Raw genomic sequence first — 21,450 nt, 5'->3', positions numbered from 1 at the left:
CTATAGATAATAGGTAACAATGCGGGAATAAAAAGGGAAAAGTAATGGATAGAGCGCTTATAAATGAATTTCGTAAAAAAGTAAATGATCAAGATATAATCTTACAAATGTACCGTAATAGTAATGGGAAAAATCTATGGAGTATCATCTGCTCTGCAATGGACTGGATCGAAGTAGTGGTAGACTCGATTGATACAAATAATCTTTCGTGTAAAAATGATAACGAATCCAGCATCAAAGTAATGACTTTTATTACATGCATAGACGTACTATGGGAGGCAGTTCAACAATTACATCGTGTATTTTTTCACACCAATAAGGTACCTTTTGCTACTGATAATTCATCATTTAAAAATAAACTTTTTTCATCAAGCGACAATAATTATTTTAAGACAATACGAGCCTGCTTTGCAGCACATCCCATAAATTTGAATGATAATTTCAGTGGAGATGGTAAAAGTGAGCGGCGATACGCAAGTTGGTCTGGAGGCGGTTTCGGTAAGGGAGATTTTTCTATAATTCTCTATAGCAATCAACCTGATAAGGACTCCCTATTCTTGGATATCCATTTTGATGAATTGCTTACATTCGCCAAGATTCGGTATAATCACCTTAATACTATAATGAAGGAAATAGATACGAAGGTTGAGCAATATTTTGCTTCATGGCGCAATCGAAAAATAATAAGGGATGGCAATCCGACTAAGCAAATAGAGATATTAATTAAAGAAGCTAAACAAAGGCTTAATAATGATTATTACAATTATGAATTAGAAGAACTTAGAATGATTTTTACTACAGTTATTACTAATTCAAAAAACCAAGAACTCGTGGAGCGTTATAGAACTGCGCTTTTAGGTGAAATAGAAAAGTTATTTACATACTTACAACAGATGATTATTTCTGAACTTCAAAGCATTGATGACTCATACCCACCTGATTGTCAATATGCGTTCTCAAAGTTAAGTGATGTTGTGTATGGCAATGGCTATCCTGTTCTTATCGACATAGGAAAATTCAAAACTCATTTGGAGGAGATAGCCGACCTTTCTGATTACCATACTTATGAAGAACTTTATGTAATTATAAAAGCAGGCTTTTTCGCAATAAACACGAATGTGCAAGAAGTATAGGAACTGTGCAGAATTAAATATGGATGATGGGAACTTGATGTAGTAGCAATAATGGGAAATTGGAAAAGTATTTTATTTTCATATGCAGTTAAATAGATGATTGAGGAATATAACTGAGCAGTTTTCTATAGTTTGAATGTAAAATAATTAGTAGAAAGCCCAAGAGTGGAGGATGTACATGCTTGATTTTAAAGAATTAGATAAGGATGGCAATGATTTTGAACTCCTAATTCGGGAGTTGATATATAATAAAGGCTTGGAAGTTTATTGGAGTGGAAAAGGTCCAGATGGTGGAAAGGATTTATTATGTATAGAACGATATCAGAGTTGTTTTAAGGAATTTACTCGCAGGTGGCTTGTTCAATGCAAGCATAATGCTCACTCTGGGAAGTCTGTGGGTATTTCAGAATTAGGTGTAATTGAAAATTCGTGTGGATTATATAATGCTGATGGATACCTTCTTGTATGTTCAACTTTCCCATCGGCAACAGTAGTTCAGACCCTTGAAGGAATTGAAAATAACAGAAAGATAACAACAGCGTTTTGGGATTGCAGGACATTAGAACGCCAATTATTAGTCCCTGATAATTGGTCTATAGTTAATATGTTTTTTCCAAACTCTTCGAAACAGCTTGGATGGCAGATTAGTAAGATTGATTCTTATTTTTGGCACGCAAATTACAAGGGGAATATTTTCTATTTTGCACTTAGGATTGGAACAAATTGCGACTGGTATCTGAAATATATTGCGGAACGATTGGATGAGTTAAGACGACTTAAACTACCACAACATCATTATATTCGGCTTCGTGCAGTATATTTTGATGATAAATACTCAAACTTCATGCTTTATCTTGATTATTTAATTCCTCAAGGAACATCAGAAGACAATTTTAAGCCTTCGGCTGATGTAATAAGCTTTTGCAATGAGAGAATTATTGATGGTACTCTTTATGATGTTGATTTGAAGATATATGAATATAATGGAGGCAGTGACAACTTCGATTTAGACCATCAAAGCTATTATGCATATTATATACCTAATTTTAAATCAGGAATGGAAAGAGAGAAAAAAGGTACGTTTTATTATGTTTTTAAAGATGACACAAGAGAATTTACAGAGCAAATCAGGAAATCAGCATTTAATGATTTAACTGATGCTTTCGGAAAATTGCCATTTATACGGATATTAAAAGCAAGTAATGCAAATGTTGAAAATTTAGCACGTTTCTCTGATAATTTTTCATGGGAAGATACAATAAAAGGATCAGATTTTCAAATTGATAATTTCTTCAATGCAGAAATTAGATTTGAATGCAATGAATTTGATGAATTATCTGAATTATTATCGACATTTCCAACTTCGGTAATGCAACATTTTGAGTTAGAGCAACATCATATTTTCCTTCCTGATGAAGGATATGATAAAGATGAAGACGCACTGTATACTTTGAAGATTATGGTGCATCCTGCCATTGCCATATCGAAGCTTGGATTTAGAAAACATCTGAATCAATATATGATTGAAATAAAAAATAGTATAGTTGCTTTTCAAGAAAAAAATACTTGATATCATAGCATTTTTAATAGTATTTACTTTGATGGATAAACTTCCCATTATGTTTATGATGGGTAACATACCGAACTTCTCATCAGGCTAATAATCAGCGTTCAAGAAAGTAAAGATTTTAGCAATAAGGGGAAACTCAAAAGTAGAAAGTACGAAGGAGATATAAGAAAAAATGGAGTATTCTTTTTTCTACGATGAATCGGAACATAGCAGAAGATTAACAAAAGATACCCTTTCAGCAAATAATTTTGCTGAAAACTTTGTTGCGAGTATTGTAGGATATTCAGATTATATCAGTTCTGATGTTAAGAACGATTATTCGACTTTTGAAGAAAAATATAAGAAGGCATTTACTGTAATCGGAGAGTTAAAAAGCACCGTTATAAGGCCTAAAAAATATGTTTCTGGATTGTGTTCATTTAGAAAAGAAGATTTATGTTTTATAAGTGATTTGTTGGATATCATTATCAACCATGACTTGTTTTTATACATATGTGTGTTTAGTAAAGTAGAATATATTATAATTCAATTACTTAATTCTTATAAAAACTCTTTGCTCGTAGATGCGGATAGTTTAAAGTACTCTATTGCCAAATTGGTTTCTTTATATCGTCCTCAAAATGTATACGAGTCAGTCTACCGAAATGATGACTCTTTCATATATGAGCTGAAAGAATTTTTGAACGAAATTAAAAATGAAAATCAAAAGGGACAAAAGAGAGAAATGGAAACTTCGGCAATTGATCAGGCGCTGATTCTTCTCGAAGATAGTTCTGCGGATTTTAGCATTGATTGGAATTATAAAATGGCCTTTTGGGGTTTTAGAAATTACTTGAGTGAAATAAACATTAACGATTACTGGTTGATTATCGATAGAGAAGGTGACGGAAAGACCTTAAAATCTGCACAATCAGAGGGACTAAAAAATTGCCAAGAAGACGATTCCGTTAACAATGAGGGGCTAAGAATCACTGATTTCGTTGTCGGTATAGTTTCATCATTTCTGAAAGCAATTCAAGATTCATTTGAGCCCGGCTCAACAAAAGAAACAGAAAAATTATTATTCTTGAAAAAAAGATGGTTTAGGATTAAACAAGAGCATTTAGATATTTATAAAAAACTCAAAGTGTTAATAATAGACCAACATAAGACATGGTACAAAACGTATTCTGGATGTTACTCGGATAATTTTCTTTATTTAATATGTATTCTGAATTATTTTGATTCCTTTGATGATATAGAGAAGTACAATAAAAGCACCGCAGAGCAGCATCAAATTAACTTAAATTCTTTGGCTGTTCAAGCTTTGAATGACAGATTCGAGCTAATGAAAAGCAAACTACCGATTGAAGCAACAAAAATAGACGAAGAAGGAGCTTATTACAACCAGAAAGGGGCAAAGTGTTATATCAATTACAGAAAGCATAAAATACTATGTATGAATAATCAGGGCAAAAAATACACCGTACTTAGCGTAGGCTTTTTCGGCAAAATGGAAAAAGCTTGTATTACAATTTTGGATAATAATACTCCCACATGTTATTTGTTGCCCGATGAATTAATGGAATGGGCGTTCAGTGTTGTTGCAATAGCAAACTGTGGCGAAAATATATTTCCTTCGATTGTTGAATTTGGAATAAGGCAAGGACGTTTTTACGCTGAGATAGAATAAACACTTTAAAATTTGAGGAAATAAAACCTTCTAATTTATCAGGTTATATTCTAGTAATAAGCTACAGGCAGATAAAGGGCTATGATGAACCAGTCACTGTTGTAGAAAGCCTTTGGGATAGTAACAAACTGAATATGCGTGTTGCTGAAGAAAGGTATAGAAGATATTTAGAGGAGATGTGGGTGAGATGAAAAGACTGTATATTATTGGCAATGGATTTGATGTTGCACATGGACTCCATACAGACTATTGGAAGTTTAGAACATATCTTGAACAGAATTACCCTGAATTTTTAATAGAGTTTGAAAAATTGTATGACATTCAGCAATTGGACGACACAGAGCCTTGGTATACAATAAAAGCTCAAGAAAGATGGAACCAAGCTGTGAATAAAGATCTTTGGAGTGCATTTGAAGAATCGATGGGGCATCCTGATATCACAGATATGCTTAATTTTTCTTCCTGTATTCTTGATGATATGGACTTGGATGGAGGAAATATTGGTATTCGCGACACAATGGACGTTTATTGGCGAGACCAGTTCGGTTTTGTAAATTTATTACAGGATTATATGAAAGAATGGATTGAGCAGATTGATACTAGTAACATTCTTCCAAGGAAGAAAGAGTTGATAGGTAACAATGAAGACTGTTTTTTGAATTTTAACTATACTGATGTGCTAGAGCACGTATATCAGATTGAAGACGTTACACATATTCATGGCAGCGTTGAGAGTGTTTCGGACATCTCACCAATTATTGGACATTGCAATAAAGCTGAAAGTGAGAAACATCGTCAGTGGGCTAAGGAAGCAGATGAAGAATATGATGAAGGCGAGTCAAGCATTCAAGATGCAATAGCTGATTATCTGGAGGCAATATTAAAAGATACTAACTCAATAATTAATTTTCATAGTAGATTTTTTAGAAGCTTAAATAAAATAGAACGTGTTATAGTAATCGGTTGGTCAGCTGGAAGCGTTGATATTCCATATTTATTGAAAATCAAAGAGTGTGTTAGAAGAGATACAAAATGGACAGTGTATTGGTATAATGATGAAGCATATGCTGGTCTTAAGCATGCATTTGATGAAGTCGAAATTGATGGAAATTATGAAGTAAAGTATGTACAGACCGATGAGTTTTGGGATAATGTATTGTAGTCAAGAAAATGGACACGCTTTTTTACAAAAATTATCTGAGAGCAGCGGCTTAGACTTGCCCCCCAGCATAAATTTTCTATTTCATTTGGGGTGAGCATCCCAAGAGTCCCATGTAGTCTCTTGGAGTTATAGTAGCCCTCAATATATTCAAAGACAGAAAGTTGTAGCTCCTGAAATGAATGATAGGTTCTGTGGTTAGTTTCTTTCTTTTTGGGATTGGTTCGGCCACTTATCCATCGATATGAACCGCACATTATGTTTATAAGCAGAGGTACATACATCCAACTTCGTACATGACCAGGACAGATCGATTTTTACACCCCAACCTTCTCTTTATTTTATTAATTAGTCTTTTATTTTTAGACCGTTTCCCTAAAGATCCCGAGATTTAGCGTCTGCTCACGACATGCCTGAGGACATAAAAATATGGAATGAGATAAAAACGATTAACGCTTTGTCTGATGTTTACCTTTGTTCAAAAGAAATGTTGTGGTACAGTTAAGAAAGGCGATGAATATGAAATTTACACATAAGCAACCTCAAACTTGGCAGGAACTCCAAAACCTAACAGCAGAATATCTAGCTGTTGCTGGCTATAAAGCAACTACGCCATATGAACTGAATACAGCAAGAGGAAAAGTTGAAGTTGACGTTTATGTTGAAGCACCATATGAATTAGTAAAACACATAATATGTGAATGTAAATATTGGGAGACTCCTGTTACTAAAGAAAAAATCCATGCGTTTAGAACAGTTGTACATGATTGTGGTGCAGAATTAGGTATAATTATTTCGAAAAATGGTTATCAGTCTGGGGCTATTGAAGCTGCGGCATTCTCAAATGTCAAGCTTGAAACATGGGAGAGTTTTTTAAATATTATTATGGACAAATGGATTGATAATCGCTTATGGGCAATAAAAGTAATGGCAGCTCGTGTCATGAGTTTTTCTGATGAATATACTTATAGAACCGAAGGGTTAACAGCCGAAGAATATCCACTTTATCAACATGCATGCAATAGCGCATTAACTACAACAGAGCAGTGTCTGCTTATTTTAAAATCCGACTTGCTAAATGACGGTTCAATATTAGACCGTTTTGCAATACAGCAACAATATCAGGATATAGAAACTTATTTGAATGAGTTATTCAAAAAGCTTCAGGAAGCCCTTGAGATATTGGAAAAACTAAGCGTCAAACCTGATAAGTCCGATAGGTTTATATCGACTATGAAAATGTATATGGAATATGCTGATGATTAGCTTACAAATCCGCTATTTTGAGCTTCGCATAATTGTTTATAACACAAAACTCACAATTTCAATTTATCAGTGAGAACTTGAAATTTATTATAGTTAAGGTGTTGAGAAATCAGCGCCTTTTCTTTTGCCCAAAATCAAGAAAGGAAAATCGCCCTATGAGAACCAATCAGATTGGAATCAAGGAAACGCTCTGCATGACCATTGAAATTGAGGCCGACAGTGAGCAGCAGGCTGAAGCGATGGTACGCGAGACATACAGCAACTCAGACTATATTCTCGATGTGGAGCATTTTACCGGCGTGGATTTTTATCGCAAGGGAAAAGAAATGGTGGCTCGAAGCAAATCACAAAAGTATCGGGGGCAGGACAGCTAATCTCCTGCTTTTTCTTTTTTCGGCCGGTTGTATTTGAGAACAATCGTAACCCCATATACAACACAAGACCGATGTCTTGTGTTGCAGCAAGCACTGAATAATGCCAGCATTATTCGCTTGTCAGGGATAATCCCTGAAACCCTTAAAAGAACAGGAGGTTATATATGCTTAAACGAAGTATAAAAGTGACATTTCGTATGAATACTAGAGAATTTCAGCGATTGAAAACTCAGGTGAAGAAAACCGGACTTTCGCAGGAAGCTTTTATTCGTTCACTTATAAATGGCTATATACCTAAGGAACTGCCTCCTCTCGATTACTTCTCTATGATGCGAGAGCTTCACGCTATTGGAAACAATTTAAATCAACTTGCGGCTAAGGCCAATGCCATTGGGCATATTGACAAAGCTGTTTTTCAGTATGAAGCAAACCGACTTAGAAGGGTTGTGCAAGACATACAAGAAGCAGTCACATCACCGGAAAGGAGAGAAAGCTATGGCAACAACAGCAATATGGGATGTAACCGACCGCCTTGACCGGGTAATTGATTATGTCACCAATCCCAACAAAACAGAGAAACTTGATTTTTCCAGTCCTGATTTTCAGGGTTTGCAGAAGGTGCTGGACTACACACAGCAGGATGCCAAAACCGAAAGGCAATTTTATGTAACGGGAATCAACTGCGACCCGGTCACTACCTGCGAACAAATGAGCCGGATAAAGCTCCAGTTTCAAAAAACAGACGGCATTCTTGCCTTTCACGGTTATCAAGCATTTGCACCGGGAGAAGCAACACCTGAAACCGCTCATGCCATAGGCGTAAAGCTAGCCCAGGAGCTATGGGGCGACCGTTTTGAGGTAGTGGTTTCCACCCACCGTGACAAGCAGCATCTTCATAATCATTTTGTGCTGAACTCCGTGTCCTTCATGGACGGCAAGCGGTATTACGACAATAAGGCCACCTACGCTCTCATGCGGCAGACTTCCGATCGGCTGTGCCGGGAATACTGCCTTTCCGTTATTGAAAACCCAAAGAGGGGAAAGACAAAGCATTATGCCGAATGGAAGGCCGAAAAGGAAGGTAAGCCCACCTGGCGGGGACAGATCCGGGAGGATGTTGACAGTATGATTGCCGCCTCCATGACTTTCACGCAGTTTATCTCCACTCTCCGCAAGCAGGGATATGAAGTTAAAACCGGTGTGAAATACATGGCGGTGCGTCCGCCGGGCAAGGAGCGTTTTGTCCGGCTGAAAACCTTGGGGGACGATTACACTGAGGAAGCCATTAAGCAGCGCATTCTGCAAAACCGTAGCCCAAAGCGGGAGCAAATTCTCCCGGAACCTAAACGAAAAAGGTATATCTTAAAAGGTTCTTTCAAGACAGTGAAGAAAATAACCGGACTGCAAGCTCTTTACTTCCAATACTTATATAAGATGGGGATTCTGCCCCGAAAACGTGCGTCCAGCAAACGGACGCATTTTTTATTGCGGGAGGACCTCCGGCACCTGGGGGAAATCACCGCACAAACCAAGCTGCTTTGTGCTCACCATATTTCGAGCAAGGAGCAGCTTTTCACATATCAGTCAGCCGCAGAGCAGGAAATGAGCAGACTGTATGCGGACCGCAAAGCCCTTTACAACCGGATACGTCGCTGTAAGGACGATGAGCAGGTAACGGCATATAAGGAGCAGATTGCCGGACTTTCCAAAAAACTTTCCCTGCTCCGCAAGGAGGTGAAGCTCTGTACGGGCATCCTGTCCCGTTCCGAGGAAATGAAGCGGAAGTTGCTTCAAGTCAGACAGGAAGAAATCCAACATGGAAAGGAGGAAAAAACTTATGAACAACGGAGCCGACGCAGCGGACCAAATCGTAAATATGAGTTTTAAAGGAATTGAGGTGCTGGCTAAAATCTCCGGTGAGGGAGCAAAAAACCTGGCTACCTATCTCTATGCTGTGCTGAAAGACCAGAAAAAGACCAGAGGTAAGACCCGTCTGGAGGGGCTTTTGCGCAGTGGTAAGGAACTGAAAGTCTTTGCAGTCAAGAACGAAGATTTACAGAAATTCACCCAGGAGGCAAAACGTTACGGCGTACTCTATTGTGCTCTCCGTGACAAAAATGATACTGACGGCATGTGCGACATTATGGTGCGGGCAGAGGATGCATCCAAAATCAATCGTATTGTGGAACGCTTCAAGCTGGCTACTGTAGATACGGCAAGCATCAAGAGCGAAATTGAGAAATCCAGAGCTGCCAAGGAAGAGGAAAAGACAACCGATGAAAAAACTCCTGTCGAAAAAGGAGCACCCGCCGAAAAAAGCACGGATGATTTTCTGGATGAACTCATGGCAAAGCCAGAACAGCCGGAGCCGGTAAAGGAGCAGCCCGACAACCCAAACCCCACCACGGCGACGACGGAGAAATCCCATCCGTCCGAGCCTATCTCAGAGCGCAGCGGGAAAGCCGCCGAGGGTACTATTGAGCCGCCAAGAAGATCCGTCCGCGAAGAATTGTGGGAAATCAAGGCCGCTCAAAAGGAGCAGACGGCACAGCCCAAGCGCGAGCCTGCCAGAGAACAGCCAAAGGCCGCAAAACAGAATGTCAAATCCAACAGGCAGCAAATGAAATCCAAAAAACCAAAATCGAAAGCGAGGTAAGCTTTATGAGTAATTTCGATGATTTGTTCAAACAAGAAAATGCGCAACCTCCTTCCTCAAACGACCAGCCCTTTGATAAGGAAGCATGGAAGCAGCAGAAGCAGGAACAGCGGGAAACGGTTTACGCCATGATTGACGATACAGCTGAAGCCGTCGCTAAGGATGGCACAAAATTTCAGAGCTATCTGGATGTACAAAGCCGTTTTGACCGCTACAGCGTGGCCAATGCCCTGTTAATCCTTGCGCAGCGGCCGGACGCAACACGTATAGCGGATTTTGGCACCTGGAAGGAGCAAGGTACCTATATAGGCAGGAAAGAAAGCGGCTTCTATATCCTGGAGCCGGGCGAGGAATATCAGCGTGAAGACGGCACCACCGGCATCAGCTATAACCCTAAAAAAATGTTTGATATTACCCAGACCGGAAACGGCCGCAAACGGGAGACCCCATCCTATCCCGACGACCGTACCCGTATTAAGGCATTAACGACCCATTCACCTGTTCCTATTCGTATCAGCGATTCCCTGCCGGAAGGCACAAACGCCATATACCAGCCGGAAGCAAGGGATATTCTAATCCGTAAGGGCATGGACGCGGGCGATATTTTCCGCGCCCTTTCACAGGAGCTTGCCCATGTGGAAATGGATATGGGAAACGGAAGCTACAATCGTTCTGACCATGCGTTTCATGCCTACTGTACATCATACATGCTCTGCAAGCAGTATGGTGTGAATACGGACGGTTATCGCTTTGACCGTGCCCCCGAAATGCTGGAGGGCATGGATACCCAGGAAATCCGGGCCGAGCTCTCTGTCATCCGTGATGCCGATTGTGAAATTTCAGGCAGGATGAACCGAGTGCTGGCGCAGCAAAGACAGCAAAAACGGCAGGAGCCGGAGCGTTAGGAGGAATTGCCCATGAAAGAAGAAAGGATGCTTACCCTGAACGATTACGAATACGGTGTTGTGGTAAACGCTTTAAACGAAATGCGCAACGACCTGATTAAAGAAGAACGGCCCACCGACGCGGTGGATGAACTGCTTCTCAAAACCATCGACGCCCCAACAAAAAAAGTAAAAAGAAGAAATCATGAAACGCGCTGAAACCGCAAGGAGTAACCTGATACTCTTTGCGGTTTTTTTAGTTCCGGTGGTATGGGCGGCTTTGCTTACTGCCCCTTCCTTGTCGGGAGGACTTCCCGAAATTCTTGCCAACCTAACGGCTGCAATGGATAATCCCTTTCACATCCAGTGGGTGGACGATTCATTAAAGTGCATCCTGCTTTTTATCACCGCTTATGGGATGGGTATCGGGATTTACCTTTCCACTAAACGCAATTACCGGCGAAGGGAGGAACACGGCAGCGCCCGCTGGGGCGGCGCGGCGGCTGTCAATAAAAAATACAGGGATAAGACCCACTGCCGGAATAAAATCCTGACCCAGAACGTCCGTATCGGCCTGGACGGAAGAAAGCACAGACGGAATCTGAATGTGCTGGTGGTGGGCGGCTCCGGTTCCGGTAAGACGAGGTTTTACGCCAAGCCCAACATCATGCAAGCCAACACCTCTTTTGTTGTGCTTGACCCCAAGGGGGAGATCCTGCGGGACACGGGAAACCTGCTCAAAGCCAAGGACTATGAAATCAAGGTGCTGGATTTAATCAACATGCATCTGTCCCATTGCTACAACCCATTTTCCTACTTGCAGGACGACAAGGACGTGTTGAAGCTGGTGACTAACCTGATTAGAAATACCACACCCAAAGGCAGCAATACCAACGACCCTTTTTGGGAGCGTTCGGAAACGGCACTGCTGGAAGCATTAATCCTGTACCTGCTTTACGAAGCCCCGCCGGAGGAACAAAACTTCCCGATGGTCATGGAAATGATTGCCGCTGCCGAAGTCCGGGAGGATGACGAAACCTATCAAAGTCCTTTGGATGAACTGTTCGAACGGCTGGAAATGCGGGAGCCGGAACATCTGGCAGTCAAACAGTATAACATCTTTAAGCTGGCGGCAGGCAAGACGGCAAAAAGTATTCTTATCAGCTTGGGGGTGCGGCTGGAGAAATTTAACTTGGCTTCCATAGCCGGAATTACCACCACGGACGAACTGGATCTGGCCTACATCGGAGAAAAGAAAACGGCACTTTTTGCCGTCATACCGGACAACGATTCATCCTTTAATTTCATTGTCGGTATGCTTTATACACAGCTATTCCAACAGCTCTACTTTCTTGCCGACCATAGGTACGACGGACGGCTCCCTATTCATGTCCATTTTGTCATGGACGAGTTTTCCAATGTCGCCCTGCCGGATGAATTTGACAAGCTGCTTTCCACCATGCGGTCCCGTGAAATATCGGTTTCCATTATCCTGCAAAACCTGGCGCAGCTAAAAGCCTTGTTCAAGGATACCTGGGAGTCCATCGTGGGTAACTGTGACGAGTTTTTATATCTGGGCGGCAACGAGCAAAGCACCCATAAGTATGTATCCGAGCTTTTGGGCAAGGAAACTATTGACACCAATTCCTACGGGCAGAGTAAGGGCAGAAACGGCAGCTATTCCACCAATTATCAATTGTCGGGCCGTGAGCTTCTGACTCCTGATGAAGTGCGAATGCTGGACAACCGCTATGCCCTGTTGTTCGTCCGGGGAGAACGGGCGGTGATGGACGATAAGTACGATATTTTAAAACACCCTAACCTCAAACTGACCGTCGACGGCAACAGCGAAGCTTTCCGTCACGGAGGCACGGAAAACGCCCTGGATTGGAAAGCTATAACCTTAAACGAAAGCGGCGATTACGAGCTTCTCTCCGAGGAAGAACTCGAAATCCTATTGCAATCCTGAAAAAAATTTACATGGAGGTATGATTTTATGAAAATGTCCAAAAGAACAAAAACGGTTTTTACCCTATACTGCGCACTGGTACTAATGACTGCCCTTTTTACCGTACCGGCTTATGCTGCAAATGACCCGATTGAAGTGGTAAACAATCTGTCCGACTTCATATTCGGACTGATCCGCGCTATTGGAATGATCTTACTTGGCTTTGGGATCGTGCAGATCGGCCTTTCCCTCAAATCCCACGACCCATCTCAGAGAGCAAATGGGTTTCTAACTCTGGCTGGCGGTGTCATCATTACCTTTGCCAAAGAGATTTTAAATCTCATTACAGGCTGAAATGAAGCGCCTCAAATATAAGGGGAACCGGCCGGTAAAAGCCTGTTCCCCAAATTTTTTCAAGGAGGTGGTTTTGTTATGTCAAGCGGCAACTGGGTAATCGACAATTTGAATAACGCCCTGAAGACATGGAATGAAAAGCTGGCGGAAATCTGGCAGCTTGTGGCCCAATCTCCCACAGAATTTAAAGGCGGCGGTATTTGGAATGTTATTGTGAATATCCACGATGCATTGCAGGCCATCGGCCTTGCTCTGCTGGTACTGTTCTTCGTAATCGGTGTGGTTAAAACCTGCGGCAGCTTCGCGGAAGTCAAAAAGCCCGAACACGCTTTGAAGCTGTTCATCCGCTTTGCCCTAGCCAAAGGCGTGGTGACTTATGGGCTGGACTTGATGATGGCACTGTTCAACATTGTGCAGGGCATAATCTCTACCATTATGACCAACGCGGGCTTTACTACTACCAATCCAACTGTACTGCCGGACACAATTGTGCAGGCTGTCGAGGATTGCAGCTTCTTGCAGAGCATACCGCTGTGGGCGGTGACGCTGATCGGTGGTCTGTTTATTACGGTGCTGTCCTTCATTATGATTCTGTCGGTGTACGGGCGGTTTTTTAAGTTATATTTATACACAGCAATTGCCCCCGTACCTATGGCCTCCTTTGCTGGAGAACCGAGCCAGAGCATCGGCATATCTTTCCTGAAAAGCTATGCCGCCGTCTGTCTGGAAGGGGCGATCATTGTCCTTGCCTGTGTTATTTTTTCCGTCTTTGCAGTGTCACCACCGGTAGTGGATACCGGCGCCAGCGCCGTTACAATGGTGTGGAGCTATGTAGGAGAACTAATTTTCAATATGCTGGTGCTGGTCGGTGCCGTCAAGATGGCCGACCGGGTGGTACGGGAGATGATGGGGTTGTAATGATATCAGCCGTTTATATTTGTTCATATTGTCTCTGTTCCCGCTTGCGCAGTATTTTTTTGCGTATGGTCACCACCCAACTCAGTATGACAAGACCAAGCATAGCTAAAAAGATTGCTGTCGCCAGTATTTCATGCTCCTGCACAAAGTCCGGAAAAAGAATGGAGACAAAAAGAGCATAGAGCAGTGGTATCCCAAGCCGTAAGAAAGATGCGATTTTAAACATGGAGTTTAACAGAAGCATTAATAAAAATATGAAAATGGATATGTACATCATAAATAAACCCTCCTTTCCTAATTCCATTATCACCCATGGAAAAAGAAAATGGAAGGATATCACAGTGATAAATCAAAAGGAGGTTTTGCATGAAATCGGATCATTACAATAAGCAACTAGAAAAAGAGAAAGAAAAGCTCAACAAGCTTGCCGATGAAGCCTTGAAAAATGGTATCCCACTTAATCAGCATGAGGCTTTTATGGAGCAGAACCGTAAGGTTGACGAATTGGTAGTGAGGATACAAAGGGAAAAGGAACGGCGAAAGAAGAACCGACAGGAACGATAAGACAAACAACCCCACAAAGCTTCATTGCACGGAGTTTTTTTTATTTGGAGGTGATTATAATTGGAAGTTAAAATCAACCGGGAAATCCGGGATTATACGGAAAGTATGTTTTTTGGACTGTCCATGCGGCAGTTCATTTTTTCTGTCCTGGCCGTAGGGATTGCCGTGGGCTTCTATTTCGGTTTACGGGACTACTTCGGAACTGAAACTGTGAGCTGGATGTGCGTTTTGGGTGCAGCCCCCTTTGCTGCCCTGGGCTTTATCAAATACCACGGCATGACTGCGGAGCAGTTTTTATGGGCGTATATCAAATCGGAGTTTCTCATACCTAAAGAGCTGACCTTTTATCCTACCAACGTGTATTACGAAGCATTGAAGCCGAGCATCGAGAAACACGAGAAGGAGGAATACAAAAGCCATGATTAAGACTCTGCAAAAAATTATGAAGCAGGATAAGGAGAAATTTATAGTCCCCAAAGGCGTCCAGCAAGCTATCCCCATACGCGCCATCTGGCCGGATGGGATTTTTCGTGTTGGCAACAAATTTTCCATATCCTTTCGCTTTGAAGACATCAATTATGCAGTAGCCTCCAAGGAGGATAAGGAAGCTATGTTTTTATCCTATTCGGAGCTTTTAAATTCCTTTGACAGCGGAGCCACCACTAAAATCACCATCAATAACCGGCGTTTGAACAAAACAGACTTTGAAAACTCCATTCTGATTCCTTTAAGAAACGACCGGTTGGACGAGTACCGCAGGGAATACAATCAGATGCTCATGGATAAGGGCACCGGCGCAAACAGCATTGTGCAGGATAAATATGTGACAGTCTCTGTAATGAAAAAGAACATTGAGGAAGCGAGGAATTATTTTTCCCGCATCGGCACCGACCTGATTACCCATTTTTCACATCTGGGCTCCAGATGTGTGGAGCTGGATGCCATTGACCGGCTTAGAATCCTGCACGACTTCTTCCGTTCCGGTGAGGAAACGGATTTTCGTTTTGACCTGTCCGAAACCATGAGAAAAGGGCACGATTTTAAAGATTATATCTGCCCCGACACCTTTGAGTTTGAAAAAGACCACTTTCGCATGGGCAGCAAATTCGGGCGTGTCATCTTCCTGCGTGAGTATGCCAGCTACATCAAGGACAGTATGGTATCCGAATTGTGCGATTTAAACCGGAATATGATGTTGTCGCTGGACATTATCCCCATCCCCACCGACGAAGCTGTGCGGGAGGTGGAGAACCGGCTGCTGGGTGTGGAAACCAATATCACCAACTGGCAGCGCAGGCAGAACCAAAGCAATAACTTTTCCGCCGTGGTGCCCTATGACATGGAGCAGCAGCGCAAGGAAAGCAAGGAGTTCCTCGATGACCTGACCACCCGTGACCAGCGGATGATGTTTGCCGTACTGACGATGATACACGTTGCAGACAGCAAAGAGCAGCTTGACAGTGATACCGAAACTCTGTTGACCACGGCACGGAAGCACCTGTGCCAGTTCTCCGCCCTGACCTATCAGCAGATGGATGGCCTGAACACAGTGCTACCCTACGGCTTGCGGAAAATCGACGCCATACGGACACTGACCACTGAGAGCACGGCAGTCTTTATTCCATTCAGGGCACAGGAGATTGCTCATAGCGGCGGCATCTATTACGGCCAGAATGTTATCAGCAAGAACATGATTATTGCCAACCGTAAGCATTTGTTAAACGGCAACAGCTTCATTCTGGGGGTGTCCGGTTCCGGCAAGAGCTTTACCGCCAAGAGGGAAATCGTTAATCAGATGCTTGCCAGTGACGACGACATTATATTAATCGACCCCGAAAGGGAGTATTCCTCCCTTGTCAAAGCGATGGGCGGTGAGATCATTCACATTTCTGCGACCTCTCCTAATCATATCAACGCAATGGACATGAACAAGGATTATGGTGATGGTGCAAACCCTGTTATCCTAAAATCTGAATTTGTACTGTCCCTGTGCGAGCAGCTCATAGGCGGACAAAACCTGGGCGCGAAACAAAAATCCTTGATTGATCGCTGTACGGCAAGTGTCTACCGGAAATATCTTCAAAACAATTTCAAGGGAACACCGCCCACCTTGCAGGACTTTCATGGGGAGCTTTTAAAGCAGGACGAGCCTGAGTCCCAGGAGATTGCCCTTGCCATAGAATTGTTTACCAGCGGCAGCCTGAACACCTTTGCCAAACACACCAACGTGGATGTGAACAACCGCCTGATCTGCTATGACATTCTTGATTTAGGAAAACAGCTCCTTCCCATCGGCATGCTGGTGGTGCTGGACAGCATACTAAACCGTATCACGCAAAACCGGGCAAGAGGAAAGAACACCTTTATCATCATTGATGAGATTTATCTGCTGTTTCAGCATGAGTACAGCGCCAATTTCCTGTTCACACTCTGGAAGCGTGTTAGGAAGTACGGCGCTTTTTGCACGGGCATCACGCAGAATGTAGACGATCTTTTGCAGAGCCATACGGCACGGACCATGCTGGCCAACAGTGAGTTTATTGTCATGCTCAATCAGGCTTCTACGGACAGAATGGAGCTTGCAAGGCTAATAAATATTTCCGACCTTCAGCTTTCCTACATCACAAACGTGGATGCCGGTAACGGACTCATTAAGGTGGGCAGTTCCCTTGTGCCTTTCAAGGACCAATTTCCGCATAACACCAAGCTCTATAGCTTGATGACCACCAAGCCGGGAGAGCAGGCGGCAATATGATAAACCATACAAGCCTTAAACGACTGTCCATATTTACGGTCAGCCGTTTATTTATTTGAAGGAGGAAAACACAATGGAAAATATCCGTTTTTCAAGCAAGGAGCATAAGGATTTTTATTGTCAAATGCTTCTTAAAACCCACAATTTTGACCCTTATCACCGGGCGTTTTTCTATACAATGGGAATTTGTGCGGAAACAAGACGCAATATAGACACCCTTTTTGATTTTAAAAACGATGGAATTAATCCGGACGGCCTGTCAGCTCCGTGGCAGACCGGCGGTACCCACCGTTTGTGCCGTTTAGCCTTTAATCTCTGGAACGGCTTTACGGAGGAGGGTAATGAAAACCGTTCCTCCCCCTATGAGTTATTCGACTGCGATTTTGCGCCCTACTTTTTTGAAGCCATCCGGTTGCGCTATCCTGAATACTGCCGGAACGTAGGACGTACCATCCATATATCTGTGATAGAACGGTAAATCAACAAATTATGAAAAGGAGGTGCGCGCGTTGAAAGAAATCAAAACTAAATACACCATAAAAGACATTAAAGTGCTGGATAAAACAATAGATGTTTCCCACAGGATGAAAAAAGCCTATATCCGCACCAAGGATAAGGCTGAACGTCTTGGACATAACAAGGACGATAACTATGTGGATGAAGCCGAAAGCAGCATCCAGGAAAGTATGGAAACTGTTGCCCGAAAAGCCGGATATGCTGTGGGGAATCATGGCAAAAAAACAGTTCAAAAAATAAAGGAACGCCGCGCACCGGATACAAATGCATCGCATTCGGATTTACCTAACGGAGAGGATTCACGGCAGGCTCCCGATAATGAAGCAAAGGAATCCGTGTACCAAAATGGCGTTCCAACTGAAACAAAACAGGCAGCAAAGCGGAATGCCTCCCCCTTCAAAACCAAAGAAACAGGGAAGAAAAGCGTTTCTCAACCCATATCAGAGCCAACAGCAAAACATAATGTTATCCAATCCACAGCGAAGAAAACCACAATGAAACAAACCTCAAAACGGAAATTTACTCTATCCAAACCAAGCGAATTGGCAAAACGCAGGTTTGTTCAAAGCAGAGCGAAACAGCAGCTTTCCCAAGCTGGTGAAATTCGGACGGTAAGTCAAAATTTCAGTTCAATACAATCACAACAAGTATCCAAGCAAATAAATTCCCAACACTCCTTCTTTCAACCGGTCAAGAGAGCAGCATCACAGACCTTCCGTGAATACGGAGAAACAGGCCGAGCCATAAAGCAGTTTGCCAAAACCGGTGGCAAAAACCTAAAGAAATCTGTTAAGGGTACGATAAAAACGACCCAAAAGTCGGTAAAAACAGCCGAACATACTGCAAAAGTTGCCACAAAAACCTCCAAGGCAGCGGCAAAAACCGCTGCACATACTGTACAGACTGCTCAAAGAGCAGCACAGGCAACAAGGATGGCAGCAAGAGCGGCGACGGTTTCTGCAAAGGTGACATTGAAAGCGGTAATGGCCTCTATCAAAGCAATTATCGCGGCAGCAAAGGGTTTGGTTGCCCTGATTACCACCGGTGGATGGATAGCATTTATTATTATTCTTGTGATATGCCTTGCGGGACTTTTTACAAGCTCTGTGTTTGGGATTTTCTATTCCAATGAAAGCTCAGGAGAAAACACTCCTGTCATGACGGAGGTAGTTCAACAGCTAAATGAGGAATTCACGGTAGAACTAGATCAAATACAGGATGAAAATCCCCATGACACGCTGGAGATGTCCGACAGCATCAGCATAATAGGCAATTGGCGGGATATCCTAGCGGTCTATGCAGTCAAGGTGGCAACCGACCCGGAAAATGGTATGGAGGTTGCCACTCTTGACAATATAAAGGTGGGAATTCTACGAGATGTCTTCTGGGATATGAACATAATCGACTATTGGATAGAAACTATTGAGCATGTAGAAACGGTAACATCTACCGATGAGGGCGGTAATGAAACACAGGAAACGGTTACCACCACCGAGATTATACTGCATATCAGTTTAGACTCAAAATCCTATACGGATATGATTGACGAATACGATTTCAATGTTGAACAGGTAGAAATGCTGAACGAATTAATGCAGGATAAATACCGGGAATTATTTATGCGGCTGATCGGCAGTTAAGGTATATTAGCCTGTACCTGCAGAAAATCAAAAGGAATATACCGTGAAGAAAATAAATGAACCATACGAAAGGTGGAAGGATGGATGAATTTAGAAAAATTAAGAGACGTGGAGTATATAAAGTGCGTGGATTTACTGACTGAGTTGCTTGATCTGGATGCCGATGAAAAAGAAAAAATCCATAAGTGCTTTCAAAGGATGGGGATTAAAAGTTTTTTTCTGCACCTTGAATCATTGGACTTACCTCCTCAAATTTTCGAGAAACTGAATAGAATTAAATCCATTATTGATTTAGTTGAAAGAAAAAGGGGGCAGGTATGACATGAAGCAAGATATACGGCATACTGATAATTTTTTAAAAGGGCTGACAACCTTAACAGGACTGTCCTATAAAAAAGTTCAGCGGTATGTAAAAGAAAATAACCCCTTTAATATCCTGGAGCATCCTCATATCATGGAACCAAATGAAAAGCAGATTGAAAAGATAGGATTGCTCAATGAGTTTATTGCCTCGTACAACATTTTGAAAATCTATGAGAGCAATGAAAAGGTAGTGCTTAATTCATCAACCTTATCAGGTCAGTATTTCTTAGCCCTTTTGGGGGGGATGAAGGATAAAGAAAGGTTTATGGTGGCTTTTTTAGACAGCGGCAATAATATAATCGAAGCAAAAACCATGTCGGAAGGAAGTATCGGACAAACAGCAGTATATCCAAGAGAAATATTGAAATATGCTCTTGCCTGTGATTGTAATGCAATGATTTTAGCCCATAACCATCCCGGAGGCTCCAAAAATTTTTCTCCGGAAGATAAGGCGCTGACACAGAGGATCGTTGATATTTTTCATCCCTTAGAAATTAAAATACTAGATCACATAATTGTGAGCGGCGCAAGCTATTCTTCCATGGCAGAAACAGGGATACTTCCGCATCAATGCAAGGGTACGGCAAATTATGAAGAGATTGCATTAGGCTCAATAACTGTGGAAGAAAAGCGGAATGGATTTAAACATACACATTCGCGTTAAATGTTTCATCAAATAATTAACAAGAGAAAAGTGGCATTAAAAAATGAAATGTGGGTTTTACAGGTTAGACCCCGTTATCTTATCAACAACGAGGTTTGTCATGATTATATGCCTTTTTTGTGAATGATTTTTTATAAACTCGTTGGCAGTGGATGTTTAGATAGGTAGACATATTAAAAGGCTTCACCATGGAGTAAACAAAGACTTATTATTGTGTATAGATGGAGATCAGTAAAACTACTCTTGTCATAGTCTTGACAAAAAAAGGGAGATCTGATATTATACATACTAATGGTATGTATAATAGAAATGAGGTATAGCATGGCACGTAATAAGTATCCTGAAATAACAGTAAATCGTATCCTTGATACATCAATGAAATTATTTATGTCAAAAGGATATGAGCATACAACTATACAGGACATAATTGATGAATTGGGAGACTTGAGTAAAGGGGCTATTTATCACCATTTTAAATCTAAAGAAGAAATAATGGATGCAGTAAATAAAAGAATGGCGGAACAAGGAATTGGAGATATAACAACAATTGTTGTTGACAGTAGTTTAACTGGGATTGATAAGCTCCGTAAGATGCTCTTATTTTCCATATCTGCGGCTCAGCATGAAGCTATTGATAAGACAATGCCGCCTTTTCTTAAAAACCCACAATTATTAGCACTTCATATGCGTGATACTTTGGGCTCGGCATCTGAGCTTTTAACCGGCGTAATTGAAGAGGGCATTAATGATGGCTCAATAAAAACGACACAGCCCCGTGAGTTATCGCAAATGATATTATTGTTTTTTAATGTCTGGATAAATCCATGGATGTATTCATGGTCATCGGATGAAATGAAAAATATAGTTACTTTTATGAAAAATGTTCTAGATGAAATAGGAGTTCCTATTTTTTCAAAAGAAATACTTCAATCATTAGACGAATTATACTTACTTTCACAGGATAAGAAATAGCTATTCAATGTTAATTTAGAATAGCTTTTTTAAAAAAGATAT

The 21,450-nt window shown here is 41.7% G+C and carries 23 protein-coding genes and 1 pseudogene; 22 read left to right on the top strand and 2 right to left on the bottom strand.

From position 1 onward, the window contains the following. The first annotated feature begins 44 nt into the window (after positions 1–44). The 4 genes from QKW49_RS03100 (at position 45) to QKW49_RS03085 (ending at position 5,537) form a co-directional block, all read left to right on the top strand. Positions 45–1,133: a hypothetical protein gene (locus tag QKW49_RS03100; protein WP_282866128.1), complete on the top strand. Its 1,089-nt coding sequence runs from the start codon at positions 45–47 to the stop codon at positions 1,131–1,133. Positions 1,134–1,311: 178 nt separating this feature from the next. After that, a complete protein-coding gene (locus tag QKW49_RS03095) occupies positions 1,312–2,703 on the top strand; it encodes a restriction endonuclease (protein WP_282866127.1) in 1,392 nt (463 codons plus the stop codon). A 172-nt stretch (positions 2,704–2,875) separates the two neighbouring features. Beyond that, a complete protein-coding gene (locus QKW49_RS03090; protein ID WP_282866126.1) occupies positions 2,876–4,375 on the top strand; it encodes a hypothetical protein in 1,500 nt (499 codons plus the stop codon). 187 nt (positions 4,376–4,562) lie between these two features. After that, positions 4,563–5,537 (top strand): bacteriophage abortive infection AbiH family protein, encoded by a 975-nt coding sequence (locus QKW49_RS03085; protein WP_282866125.1) that lies wholly within the window; start codon positions 4,563–4,565, stop codon positions 5,535–5,537. A gap of 74 nt (positions 5,538–5,611) precedes the next feature. Here the strand turns inward: QKW49_RS03085 and QKW49_RS03080 are convergent. Then, positions 5,612–5,749, bottom strand: a pseudogene (locus tag QKW49_RS03080) (IS3 family transposase); the annotation flags it as partial. A gap of 304 nt (positions 5,750–6,053) precedes the next feature. On the opposite strand from QKW49_RS03080, the gene QKW49_RS03075 reads away from it, so the two are divergent. The 10 genes from QKW49_RS03075 (at position 6,054) to QKW49_RS03030 (ending at position 13,934) form a co-directional block, all read left to right on the top strand. Continuing rightward, positions 6,054–6,800 (top strand): restriction endonuclease, encoded by a 747-nt coding sequence (locus QKW49_RS03075; protein ID WP_282866124.1) that lies wholly within the window; start codon positions 6,054–6,056, stop codon positions 6,798–6,800. A gap of 101 nt (positions 6,801–6,901) precedes the next feature. Further along, positions 6,902–7,174: a DpnD/PcfM family protein gene (locus QKW49_RS03070; protein ID WP_282866123.1), complete on the top strand. Its 273-nt coding sequence runs from the start codon at positions 6,902–6,904 to the stop codon at positions 7,172–7,174. A gap of 164 nt (positions 7,175–7,338) precedes the next feature. Then, positions 7,339–7,710 carry a plasmid mobilization relaxosome protein MobC gene (mobC, locus tag QKW49_RS03065; protein ID WP_282866122.1) on the top strand — a complete coding sequence of 124 codons (372 nt, stop codon included), beginning with the start codon at positions 7,339–7,341 and terminating at the stop codon, positions 7,708–7,710. Next, entirely contained in the window at positions 7,670–9,061 is a 1,392-nt protein-coding gene (locus QKW49_RS03060; RefSeq protein WP_282866121.1) for a relaxase/mobilization nuclease domain-containing protein, read from the top strand. The genes mobC and QKW49_RS03060 overlap by 41 nt, the downstream gene beginning before the upstream one ends. Beyond that, entirely contained in the window at positions 9,012–9,830 is an 819-nt protein-coding gene (locus QKW49_RS03055) for a PcfB family protein (RefSeq protein ID WP_282866120.1), read from the top strand. Before QKW49_RS03060 ends, QKW49_RS03055 begins: the two co-directional genes overlap by 50 nt. Before the next feature lie 5 nt (positions 9,831–9,835). Then, complete coding sequence (locus QKW49_RS03050) at positions 9,836–10,735, top strand: hypothetical protein (RefSeq protein WP_282866119.1); 900 nt, start codon at positions 9,836–9,838, stop codon at positions 10,733–10,735. 12 nt (positions 10,736–10,747) lie between these two features. Continuing rightward, on the top strand, positions 10,748–10,933 hold the full coding sequence (locus tag QKW49_RS03045) for a hypothetical protein (protein WP_282866118.1): 186 nt from the start codon (positions 10,748–10,750) through the stop codon (positions 10,931–10,933). Further along, positions 10,920–12,683 (top strand): VirD4-like conjugal transfer protein, CD1115 family, encoded by a 1,764-nt coding sequence (locus tag QKW49_RS03040; protein ID WP_282866117.1) that lies wholly within the window; start codon positions 10,920–10,922, stop codon positions 12,681–12,683. The genes QKW49_RS03045 and QKW49_RS03040 overlap by 14 nt, the downstream gene beginning before the upstream one ends. Before the next feature lie 27 nt (positions 12,684–12,710). Next, on the top strand, positions 12,711–13,016 hold the full coding sequence (locus tag QKW49_RS03035) for a TrbC/VirB2 family protein (protein ID WP_349239067.1): 306 nt from the start codon (positions 12,711–12,713) through the stop codon (positions 13,014–13,016). 78 nt (positions 13,017–13,094) lie between these two features. Beyond that, the gene (locus QKW49_RS03030) at positions 13,095–13,934 is read left to right on the top strand and encodes a hypothetical protein (RefSeq protein ID WP_282866116.1); all 840 of its coding nucleotides are present in this window, start codon (positions 13,095–13,097) and stop codon (positions 13,932–13,934) included. A 13-nt stretch (positions 13,935–13,947) separates the two neighbouring features. On the opposite strand, the gene QKW49_RS03025 is transcribed toward QKW49_RS03030, so the two are convergent. Then, complete coding sequence (locus QKW49_RS03025) at positions 13,948–14,211, bottom strand: hypothetical protein (protein ID WP_282866115.1); 264 nt, start codon at positions 14,209–14,211, stop codon at positions 13,948–13,950. Between the two features lie 89 nt (positions 14,212–14,300). Here QKW49_RS03025 and QKW49_RS03020 point away from each other — a divergent pair, with 89 nt between their 5' ends. The 8 genes from QKW49_RS03020 to QKW49_RS02985 all read left to right on the top strand — a co-directional run bounded on the left by QKW49_RS03020 (position 14,301) and on the right by QKW49_RS02985 (position 21,408). Then, complete coding sequence (locus tag QKW49_RS03020) at positions 14,301–14,498, top strand: hypothetical protein (RefSeq protein WP_282866114.1); 198 nt, start codon at positions 14,301–14,303, stop codon at positions 14,496–14,498. A 60-nt stretch (positions 14,499–14,558) separates the two neighbouring features. Then, positions 14,559–14,924: a PrgI family protein gene (locus QKW49_RS03015; RefSeq protein ID WP_282866113.1), complete on the top strand. Its 366-nt coding sequence runs from the start codon at positions 14,559–14,561 to the stop codon at positions 14,922–14,924. Then, entirely contained in the window at positions 14,917–17,253 is a 2,337-nt protein-coding gene (locus tag QKW49_RS03010; protein ID WP_282866112.1) for a VirB4-like conjugal transfer ATPase, CD1110 family, read from the top strand. The genes QKW49_RS03015 and QKW49_RS03010 overlap by 8 nt, the downstream gene beginning before the upstream one ends. 73 nt (positions 17,254–17,326) lie before the next feature. Continuing rightward, positions 17,327–17,731, top strand: a complete 405-nt coding sequence (locus tag QKW49_RS03005; RefSeq protein WP_282866111.1) for a DUF6075 family protein — start codon at positions 17,327–17,329, stop codon at positions 17,729–17,731. 31 nt (positions 17,732–17,762) lie between these two features. Then, positions 17,763–19,409 (top strand): hypothetical protein, encoded by a 1,647-nt coding sequence (locus tag QKW49_RS03000; protein ID WP_282866110.1) that lies wholly within the window; start codon positions 17,763–17,765, stop codon positions 19,407–19,409. 84 nt (positions 19,410–19,493) lie between these two features. Further along, positions 19,494–19,730, top strand: coding sequence for a hypothetical protein (locus QKW49_RS02995; RefSeq protein ID WP_282866109.1), 237 nt, complete (start codon positions 19,494–19,496; stop codon positions 19,728–19,730). 1 nt (position 19,731) lies between these two features. After that, on the top strand, positions 19,732–20,436 hold the full coding sequence (locus tag QKW49_RS02990; RefSeq protein WP_282866107.1) for a JAB domain-containing protein: 705 nt from the start codon (positions 19,732–19,734) through the stop codon (positions 20,434–20,436). A gap of 321 nt (positions 20,437–20,757) precedes the next feature. Then, entirely contained in the window at positions 20,758–21,408 is a 651-nt protein-coding gene (locus tag QKW49_RS02985; RefSeq protein ID WP_282866106.1) for a TetR/AcrR family transcriptional regulator, read from the top strand. Positions 21,409–21,450: the final 42 nt, after the last annotated feature.

Origin of the sequence: Petroclostridium sp. X23 (genome assembly GCF_030013905.1) — a bacterium.
Lineage (GTDB): Bacteria > Bacillota > Clostridia > SK-Y3 > SK-Y3 > X23.
This window is presented reverse-complemented; position numbering and strand designations above follow the sequence as displayed.